At 64.2% G+C, this 7,586-nt stretch carries 11 protein-coding genes; 6 read left to right on the forward strand and 5 right to left on the reverse strand.

Annotated elements, in window-relative coordinates; genetic code table 11:
* The first annotated feature begins 22 nt into the window (after positions 1-22).
* Positions 23-976 (forward strand): AraC family transcriptional regulator, encoded by a 954-nt coding sequence (locus G5S35_RS27695; protein WP_065058668.1) that lies wholly within the window; start codon positions 23-25, stop codon positions 974-976.
* A gap of 8 nt (positions 977-984) precedes the next feature.
* Here G5S35_RS27695 and G5S35_RS27700 read toward each other — a convergent pair whose 3' ends face one another.
* The 3 genes from G5S35_RS27700 to G5S35_RS27710 form a co-directional block, all read right to left on the reverse strand.
* Entirely contained in the window at positions 985-1,983 is a 999-nt protein-coding gene (locus G5S35_RS27700) for an anti-sigma factor family protein (protein WP_183039523.1), read from the reverse strand.
* A 31-nt stretch (positions 1,984-2,014) separates the two neighbouring features.
* A complete protein-coding gene (locus G5S35_RS27705; protein ID WP_074986938.1) occupies positions 2,015-2,530 on the reverse strand; it encodes an RNA polymerase sigma factor in 516 nt (171 codons plus the stop codon).
* A gap of 248 nt (positions 2,531-2,778) precedes the next feature.
* Positions 2,779-3,195, reverse strand: a complete 417-nt coding sequence (locus tag G5S35_RS27710; RefSeq protein ID WP_065058673.1) for an organic hydroperoxide resistance protein — start codon at positions 3,193-3,195, stop codon at positions 2,779-2,781.
* A 198-nt stretch (positions 3,196-3,393) separates the two neighbouring features.
* Here G5S35_RS27710 and G5S35_RS39595 point away from each other — a divergent pair, with 198 nt between their 5' ends.
* On the forward strand, positions 3,394-3,594 hold the full coding sequence (locus tag G5S35_RS39595; protein ID WP_074986937.1) for a hypothetical protein: 201 nt from the start codon (positions 3,394-3,396) through the stop codon (positions 3,592-3,594).
* Positions 3,591-3,794, forward strand: coding sequence for a hypothetical protein (locus tag G5S35_RS27715; protein ID WP_065058678.1), 204 nt, complete (start codon positions 3,591-3,593; stop codon positions 3,792-3,794). The genes G5S35_RS39595 and G5S35_RS27715 overlap by 4 nt, the downstream gene beginning before the upstream one ends.
* A 179-nt stretch (positions 3,795-3,973) precedes the next feature.
* Here G5S35_RS27715 and G5S35_RS27720 read toward each other — a convergent pair whose 3' ends face one another.
* Together G5S35_RS27720 and G5S35_RS27725 are read right to left on the reverse strand one after the other, a co-directional pair.
* Positions 3,974-4,459, reverse strand: a complete 486-nt coding sequence (locus G5S35_RS27720) for a BON domain-containing protein (protein WP_237181503.1) — start codon at positions 4,457-4,459, stop codon at positions 3,974-3,976.
* Positions 4,460-4,657: 198 nt separating this feature from the next.
* Complete coding sequence (locus G5S35_RS27725) at positions 4,658-5,026, reverse strand: response regulator (protein ID WP_237181505.1); 369 nt, start codon at positions 5,024-5,026, stop codon at positions 4,658-4,660.
* 357 nt (positions 5,027-5,383) lie between these two features.
* On the opposite strand from G5S35_RS27725, the gene G5S35_RS27730 reads away from it, so the two are divergent.
* The 3 genes from G5S35_RS27730 (at position 5,384) to G5S35_RS27740 (ending at position 7,583) form a co-directional block, all read left to right on the forward strand.
* Entirely contained in the window at positions 5,384-6,079 is a 696-nt protein-coding gene (locus G5S35_RS27730) for a helix-turn-helix domain-containing protein (protein WP_183039525.1), read from the forward strand.
* Entirely contained in the window at positions 6,076-6,729 is a 654-nt protein-coding gene (locus G5S35_RS27735; RefSeq protein WP_183039526.1) for a response regulator transcription factor, read from the forward strand. Before G5S35_RS27730 ends, G5S35_RS27735 begins: the two co-directional genes overlap by 4 nt.
* A 197-nt stretch (positions 6,730-6,926) precedes the next feature.
* Positions 6,927-7,583, forward strand: a complete 657-nt coding sequence (locus G5S35_RS27740; protein ID WP_065058684.1) for a response regulator transcription factor — start codon at positions 6,927-6,929, stop codon at positions 7,581-7,583.
* Positions 7,584-7,586 lie beyond the last annotated feature (3 nt).

The raw sequence follows: 7,586 nt of genomic DNA on the forward strand, positions 1-7,586 counted from the left end.
TTCGACAACAAGGAAGCCAGCCATGAACTTCGAGAAGCACGAGATGACGCTCGACGGCGATCCGCACGCGAGCGAAATCTGGTCGGACGTCATGCTCAACGTTCACGGCTTGCATTGCGAGTTCGATGCACGCCGGCCGGCGATGTCGCGCGTGAAGGGCTGGCGGCTCGGCGCAGTCGGTTTCTCGCTGGCCGATCTCGCGGTGCTCACGCTCACGCCGGTCGGCACGGAACGCGCGTCGTGGCAAGGCGACTGGCTGTTCGTGAAGCTCGTGACGGCGGGTCATGTTCACGTGCGCAGCCGCGACGCGATCCGGCGTTTCGATGCGGGCAGCCTGTTCGTGATCGATCCCGCGTGGCCGTTCACCGAAATCTTCGACGAGCGCGCGCGCCTCACCGTGCTACGCATTCCGAAAGCGGCGCTGCGCGAGCGCGGCGTGCAGTATTCGAAGCCCGCGCCGCTGACGGTCGACGCGCGCTGCGCGGACGTACAGGCGACGCGCGACATTATCCAGTGCATGGCCGCGCAGACCGTCGCGCCCAGCCGCCATACGCAAACCATGATGGGCGAGCAATTGATCGAATTGATTCAACACGCCGTACTCGACCCCGATGCACGGGCGGCACGACGCAGTTCCGACGCGCTGATCTGGCAGGCGAAGCGCTTTATCGAGCAACACATCGGCGATACGGGACTCGACACGGCGGCGATTGCCGGCGCGGTTCACGTCTCGCCGCAGCATCTGCAACGCGTGTTTCGCGCGCAAGGCGGCACGCCGATGCGTTACGTCTGGCAAGCGCGGCTCGCACGCGCCGCGCACCTGCTGCGCAGCGATCCGGCGGCGGGCGTGTCGATTCAGGAGATTGCGTGGCAATGCGGCTTCGCCACGGCCGCGCACTTCAGCCGCTTGTTCAAGCAGCAATACGGCGAGCCGCCTTCGGACTTTCGTCACTCGGGCTCGCCGCTGGCGGTGTGACCGCCGGATTAACTCGCGGTGATTTCGGGCGGCGCGGATCGCTGGCCGAGTACTTCGTCGTCGCGGCCTTCGGCGATCTGCTTGCCGATGGCCGAGAGCGCGTTGTCGTCGAGCGCGGCGATCAGCGCGTAACTCAGATTGGCGCGCCGCCACGTGAGCACGTTGAGGCTGTCCACGTGCTGACGCTTCATCGCCGTATCGGGCCTGTCGTCCTTCATCACGCAGAGCGCAACCGGCAAGCCGGTTTTCGGCAGATAGACGATCTGCACGAGCGGCTTGGTGTTGAAGCGCAGGCGTTGAATGCGTTTGAACGTGAGGCCCGCCGCGCGCAGATCGGGCACGCGCAGCGGCACGCCGTCGTCGCTGTGAATCTGCTCGATCACGCGCGCCGCCACCGTCATGTCGGGCATGTCGCTGGAAACCGTGTCGCGCGTATAGAGGCGCTGATAGTTGACCGCTGCGGCGACCCACGGCATGACGCCGGGCGCGGACGTGGCCACGGCAACAGGATGCGCGCCGTCGCCCGGCAGCCATCCCGGCGCCAGGCTGAGCACGAGCGCGCCGCACGCGGCGCACGTGAACGCACCGGCGAGGAACGGCCAGGCAAAGCGCGGCCACGCGAAGCGCGTGCGTTGCGCGTTGCGTGCTCGCGTTGAAATTTGCATTGCAGCGTTCGCATGATGTTGCGCGTTGGCCGCCGGATTGCGCTTTAGCGCGCCGATGGGCGTGATGTCCGCCGTCGACGCGAGCGCGACGTCATCTGCGCCGTTCTGCGTGCCGCCATATGCGCGGCTCAGTTCCGCGACGCGTTGCGCGAGCCGCTCGGGCACGGGCGGCAGCCGCTGATGCGCGAACGCATGCCGATACCGCAGCGCCGACGCCTGGAGGCAGGCCACGCGCCGCGCGACGTCGGGCGACACGCTCATCGTCTTCTCCACGTTCTCGCGCTCGCGCGGCGTGAGTTCGCCGTCCACGTACGCCATGAGCAGGACGTCATCCATATTCATGCCCCAGGTTCCTCACTATTGGCCACGCCGGTTATGCGCTTTTCTTCTTCTGTCCTTCGATCAGGGCGCCGATCGCCTGGCGAGCCCGTGAAAGCCGGCTCATGATCGTGCCGATGGGCACGCCGAGCACCTCGGCCGCTTCGCTGTAACTGAGTCCTTCTACGGCAACGAGCAGCATCACCACGCGCTGCACTTCGGGCAACTGCTGCACGGCCGCGATGATCTGTCCGTTCATCGCCTGTTCCTCGGGCGTGCGCGCGGACGGGTCCGGCACCGTCTCCAGAAAGCCATCGTCCCAGTCCATGCCCGAACGGTTGCGCACGTTGCGCGCGCGCAGCTCGTTGATCCACGTGGATTGCACGATCGAGAACATCCAGCTCAGCGGCGCGGTGCCCGGCTGCAATTGATGTGCGCGTTCGAGCCCGCGTACGCAGGCGCGCTGCACGAGGTCTTCGGCGTCGTGCTGATCGCCGGAGATGCGCAGCGCGAACGACCATAAACGCGGCAGCATGGCGGGCAGAAGGGCGGACAGGTCGGCGACGGTCATCAGCGTGACGTCCCGTCCTGAACGGCGCGGCCACGGCTCGGCGTGCGCGCGGCGCGCACAAGACTCATGCGGCGCACGCGCTCGTGCATCGGAGCCGATTCGAGATTCTCGCTGGATTCCATGGGGCGACGCTTGTGTTGGCTGAAATTCGCCTGAATAGAACACCGGCGGGGCGGCCGATATTCCCTCTTTGTTTCATGTCGGCGAGCGCGCGCTTTTTCGTGCTTGCGCGCGGCTCGCCTGCTGCTTCAGACGACCGTGATCGTCGTTTCGATGTTGCCGCGCGTGGCCTTCGAGTACGGGCAGGTTTGATGCGCGGCGTGCGCGAGCGCTTGCGCGGTCTCGGCGTCGAGGCCGGGCAACGAGACATTCAGACGTGCCTGTAGCGAATACGAGCCGTCGTTCACGACGAGATCGATTTCCGTATCGACGGCCGCGTCTTTCGGCAGTGCCACTTTGAGCTTGCTCGCAGCGAGACCCATCGCGCCGATGAAGCAGGCCGACCAGCCCGCTGCCAGCAGTTGTTCCGGATTCGTGCCCGGCGCGGACGAGCCGGGTGCGGAGAGCTTGATGTCCAGTCGGCCGTCGCTGCTGCGCGCGGCGCCGTCGCGGCCGCCGGTGGTGTGAGTCTTGCCCGTGTAGAGCACTTTTGCGGTGTTTTCCATGATGGGTTCCCTGGTGGGTAATGATTCGGAATTGAGGACTGAATTGACGACAGGACGCATTAGACCGGGTCAACTTATCTGGCATGTGTCCCGTCATGCGCGAATTGCAAGGCTATGTATCTGCCACGCGGTTTCGACACACTGAGATACATAAGCGCGACGTGCGCGATCGAATCGACGCCTGAAAACAGGCGTGAAATGCGCGTCGAACTGAAATATGCGAGATACAAACGCGTGCTGAAATGCAAGGCCGTTTCTTTCAGGCGCGTTCGTCATCTGGCGATTCGCGTTCAGCTCATGACGCTCATGCAGAACGAACCTCATGAATTTGCCGACGAACCGGCTGTGTCGAACGTGTCCAACGTTTCGATCGTGCGCAAGCGCGCGAAAACGTCGTGAAGGAATTGAAGGGCCTCGATGCGGTGATGGCGACGCAACCCTCGGTCGAGCACGCGGCGGGCTTCCTCGGCCATGTGCTTGCATTCGACGTGCTGCTGTCGAATCTCGGCGATGCGCCGATTCCGTCGAGCTATGCGGGGCTGAAGCTCGAAGCGTTATGGGGACCGCTCGTGTCGTCGGGCTTCGCCGACGACAGGTGATCGGCGTTTGCGCGCTCGACGGCGTCCTGCGGATCACGCACGCGAGTTATGGCGCGCTGCCGGAACTGCTTGTGCAGATGGAGGCGGTATTGCGCGAGGCCGTCGCGCCATGAAGACAGCGACGGCCTCGTCACCACGATAAGGCGCGGCGCGTGTGGCGCGCGCCGCTCGTCACGCGATCAGGGTGCTTCGTACGTCATCAGCTTGCTGGCGACCGTTTGCACGCCAGCGACCTTCGATGCGGTGTCCTGAGCAATCTGGTCCTGCGACTCGTCGAGGATCGTGCCGGCCAGCACGACCTTGCCGGTGCGCGCCTTCGCGAACACGGCGATGTCGGTGTCGTTGAGCGCCTTCGTGCTGTAGATCGCCTGACGCACCTTCTTGGCCAGCGCCACGTTGGCGGCGTGATCGGCCTTCATTTGGGCGCGGATCTGTTCCTTGGTGAGCGCCGGGGCATCGGCGTTGGCGGCGGTCTGGGCGAACGCGGCGGAAGAAAGCAGCGCGGCGGCGGCTGCCGCAAGAAGTTTGGAGCGAAGCGTCATGGCATCACCTGTTGACGTTTGAAGGAAGAACGTGGTGCCAGGGCAGTGCGTGCAGCGTTGCCCGGGTTGCAAAAAAGCATAGCCCGCGGCCTGACGCGCAGCCATCAGACCTTCGGTGTTCATCCCCTATACGAAAGGAAACTGCGGTGCATACCTCGGGTTATCCGGCATCGCGCTTTGTGATGCGCAAAGCGCGACGTACGCGAACATCGGCACGCGCGCAAACACCGCTGCGCGTGCGTCGTCCCACAGTGTGAGCCGCGTATGAAAATGGAAAGCACCGTGAAGTGCGAGAGGCACCGCGCGCGTCGCGCGCACGAGTCAATGCGAAAGCGCCGCGTGCAGTGCGCTGGTCAGATCGGCTACGCTGACCGGCTTGATGAGGAAGGCGTTCGCGCCCAGCGCCAGCGCGCGCTGGCGCAGTTCGGGCATCGGATACGCGGTGATGAAAAGCGTGGGGATGGGCTGTGTCGCGTCGATCAGGCGCGCGAACATGTCCACGCCGCTCATGCCCGGCATCTGCACGTCGGAGATAATGCAGGCGGGGCGCGCGCGCGCAACGGCGGCCAACAACTCCGCGCCGGATTCGAAAGTCACGACTTCGTAATCGAGCGACCTCAAGAGGCTCGACAAGCCCGAGCGGACCGACGCGTCGTCGTCGACCACCCAGATCACTGTTGGCGTACACAAAACTGTCTCTCCCATGGCGTGCCGGAGGGCGGAACGGCTGATCCGTCGCGTGTACGCGGTTCAAGCTTACCTGACGGCAAAAAGCCCCGAAACCATACGGACGTATATGTAGGGTTCACCTCGGTGAGCAGCTATCATTCCAGGCGGGTCACGAGCCGGGTCAAGAGCCGGGCTGGGCGCACATCGGCACGACAGTCGTTCGGGCCGCTCGCTCACGCCGGATCGGCGCGATCGGGCAACATCCGGTTGCGACTCAAACATTACAAAATCAATTCGAATCTATTTCATAGGCATTTCTCCGTGCCGTGCCGCGAGGGGTTTCATCGCGCGGGGCCAGGCATCGCGGTGGAGTGGGATATGGTCCAAATCGGTAGCGAACGTGACGAGCGCAGCCTCGCGACGGCGAGCAGCGCGACGACGCACGTTCGCGACATCGGCGCGTCTGACGATGCGATCGCTCAGGAAGAAGCCAAAATCTGCGCGCGCCTCAAGGCATTGCGGCTCGCGCGGCGTATCGATCTGAAAACGCTGGCGGCGTTGTCGGGCTTTACCGAAGAACAATTGCGCAGCATGGAAAGCGGCGTGCGCGCGCCGCCGTTCGCGTCGCTGGCGCGGCTCGGGCGCTGCCTTGGCGAAGACCTCAGCTATTTCTTCGTCGACCGCTCGCCCGCGCAGGCCGAGCAAGCCGACCGGCGCGTCTCGATCGTGCGCAATGGCGAGCGCAAGCCGGTGGCCAAAGACGATGCCGCGCTCGGTTTCGAATACGCGACGCTCGCGCATCATATGGCGCGCAAGCGCATGGAGCCGCTGTATTTCACGTTTTCCGCGCACGCGCAGCACGATTATTTTTTCGAGCATCCGGGCGAGGAATTCGTGTTCGTGCTCGAAGGACAACTCGATTTCGAAATCGTGATCGATAAAGAAGACAGGATGATCCGTCTCGAACAGGGAGACAGCTTCTATTTCGATTCGGCGCTGCCGCATCGCTGCTTTGCGGCGGGCGCGGACGCGAGGGCGCTGATGGTGGTGGTGAATCAGGAGGACAAGTCGTGAGCGACACGCCGACCGGCGCGGCAACCGACGCGGCCACCGTCTACGTGATCGACGACGACGACCGGCTGCGCGAAGCGCTCAAGAGCCTGCTGGAATCGGTGGGATTTCGCGTGGCCGCGTTTGCATCGACGAGTGCGTTTCGCGCGTATGCAAGAGCCGAGGTGCCGAGCTGCCTGATTCTCGACGTGCGCCTCAAAGGCGAAAGCGGGCTGGAATTCCAGCAGTGGGCGGCGGCAAACGCGATTTTCATGCCGATCATTTTCATGACCGGTTATGGCGACGTGGAAATGTCGGTGCGCGCGATGAAGGGCGGTGCGGTGAATTTCCTCGCGAAGCCGTTTCGCGAGCAGGACATGATCGAGGCGGTAACCGAGGCACTGGCGCGCGACGCGGCGCGCCTGAAGGCGCAAACGTTGGCGAGCACGCTGCGCGAGCAGTTCTCGACGCTGACGCCGCGCGAACGCGACATCGCCGTGCTGGTGGCGGCGGGCAACATGAACAAGGCGACGGCGAGCCAGCTCGAACTCAGCGAAATGACCGTGAAGATTTATCGCGCGCGGGTGATGAAGAAGCTTGCGGCGCGCACGACCGCCGAACTGGTGCGCAAGGTCCGCGCGCTGCAGACGGATGGCGCGACATGGCCGCCTTAACGAGTTCGATAACGCGTTCGATAACGAGCACGACAGCGGGCATAACAGCGGGCCTAACAGCGGGCACGCTGTCAAACGCGCTTCGGCAAGCGGCATCGTCATAACAAGAACAGAACACCGGTAACAGAATTGGCCAACCTGCGCTGGCGTCGGGGCGTCGGGGTCAGGCATCGTGCAGAGCTGCATGGGGAACATCGATGGAGAACAATGCATATCACGCTGCGCCGAAGGTCGACGACGCGATGGTCTACGTGATCGACGACGACGAGTCGATCTGCGCGGCGCTTTCGAGTCTGCTGCGCTCGTCGGGCTTCAGCGTGCAGACTTTCACGCGGATCGAGGAATTTCTTTCGGCGCCGCGACCGGCCGCGCCGAGCTGCCTGCTGCTCGACGTGCGTCTGCGCGGCGAGAGCGGGCTCACGTTTCAGCAGAGCGCGCGCCAGCATCAGGTAGACATGCCGATCATCTTCATGACGGCGCACGGCGACATCGAAATGTCGGTGCGTGCGATGAAGGCCGGCGCGCTCGATTTCCTGACCAAGCCGGTGCGCGACCAGCGCGTGATCGACGCGGTCTCGAGCGCCATCGGCCGTCACGCGGCGTGGCTCGAACGCAACCGCTCCGAGGCGTCGCTGCGCGCGCGTTACGACCTGCTGACGGCGCGCGAGCGCGAAGTGGTGTCGTACGTCGTCGAAGGGCTGCTGAACAAGCAGATCGCCGGTGAGCTGAACCTTAGCGAAATCACCATCAAGATCCATCGCAGTTCGGCGATGCGCAAGCTCGAAGCGCAGTCGGTCGCCGATCTGGTGCGCAAGATGGAAGTCATCAGCGCGGCGGCGCAGGCACGCTTTTGACGG

The sequence above is a fragment of the Paraburkholderia tropica genome (assembly GCF_014171495.1).
GTDB lineage: Bacteria > Pseudomonadota > Gammaproteobacteria > Burkholderiales > Burkholderiaceae > Paraburkholderia > Paraburkholderia tropica.

What these genes read in the sequence shown, in the direction of transcription:
- G5S35_RS27695 (WP_065058668.1), top strand. Translation starts at nt 23, where the DNA reads ATGAACTTCGAGAAGCACGAGATGACGCTCGACGGCGATCCGCACGCG.
- G5S35_RS27700 (WP_183039523.1), bottom strand. Translation starts at nt 1,983, where the DNA reads ATGAATATGGATGACGTCCTGCTCATGGCGTACGTGGACGGCGAACTC.
- G5S35_RS27705 (WP_074986938.1), bottom strand. Translation starts at nt 2,530, where the DNA reads ATGACCGTCGCCGACCTGTCCGCCCTTCTGCCCGCCATGCTGCCGCGT.
- G5S35_RS27710 (WP_065058673.1), bottom strand. Translation starts at nt 3,195, where the DNA reads ATGGAAAACACCGCAAAAGTGCTCTACACGGGCAAGACTCACACCACC.
- G5S35_RS39595 (WP_074986937.1), top strand. Translation starts at nt 3,394, where the DNA reads ATGCGCGTCGAACTGAAATATGCGAGATACAAACGCGTGCTGAAATGC.
- G5S35_RS27720 (WP_237181503.1), bottom strand. Translation starts at nt 4,459, where the DNA reads ATGAACACCGAAGGTCTGATGGCTGCGCGTCAGGCCGCGGGCTATGCT.
- G5S35_RS27730 (WP_183039525.1), top strand. Translation starts at nt 5,384, where the DNA reads ATGGTCCAAATCGGTAGCGAACGTGACGAGCGCAGCCTCGCGACGGCG.
- G5S35_RS27740 (WP_065058684.1), top strand. Translation starts at nt 6,927, where the DNA reads ATGGAGAACAATGCATATCACGCTGCGCCGAAGGTCGACGACGCGATG.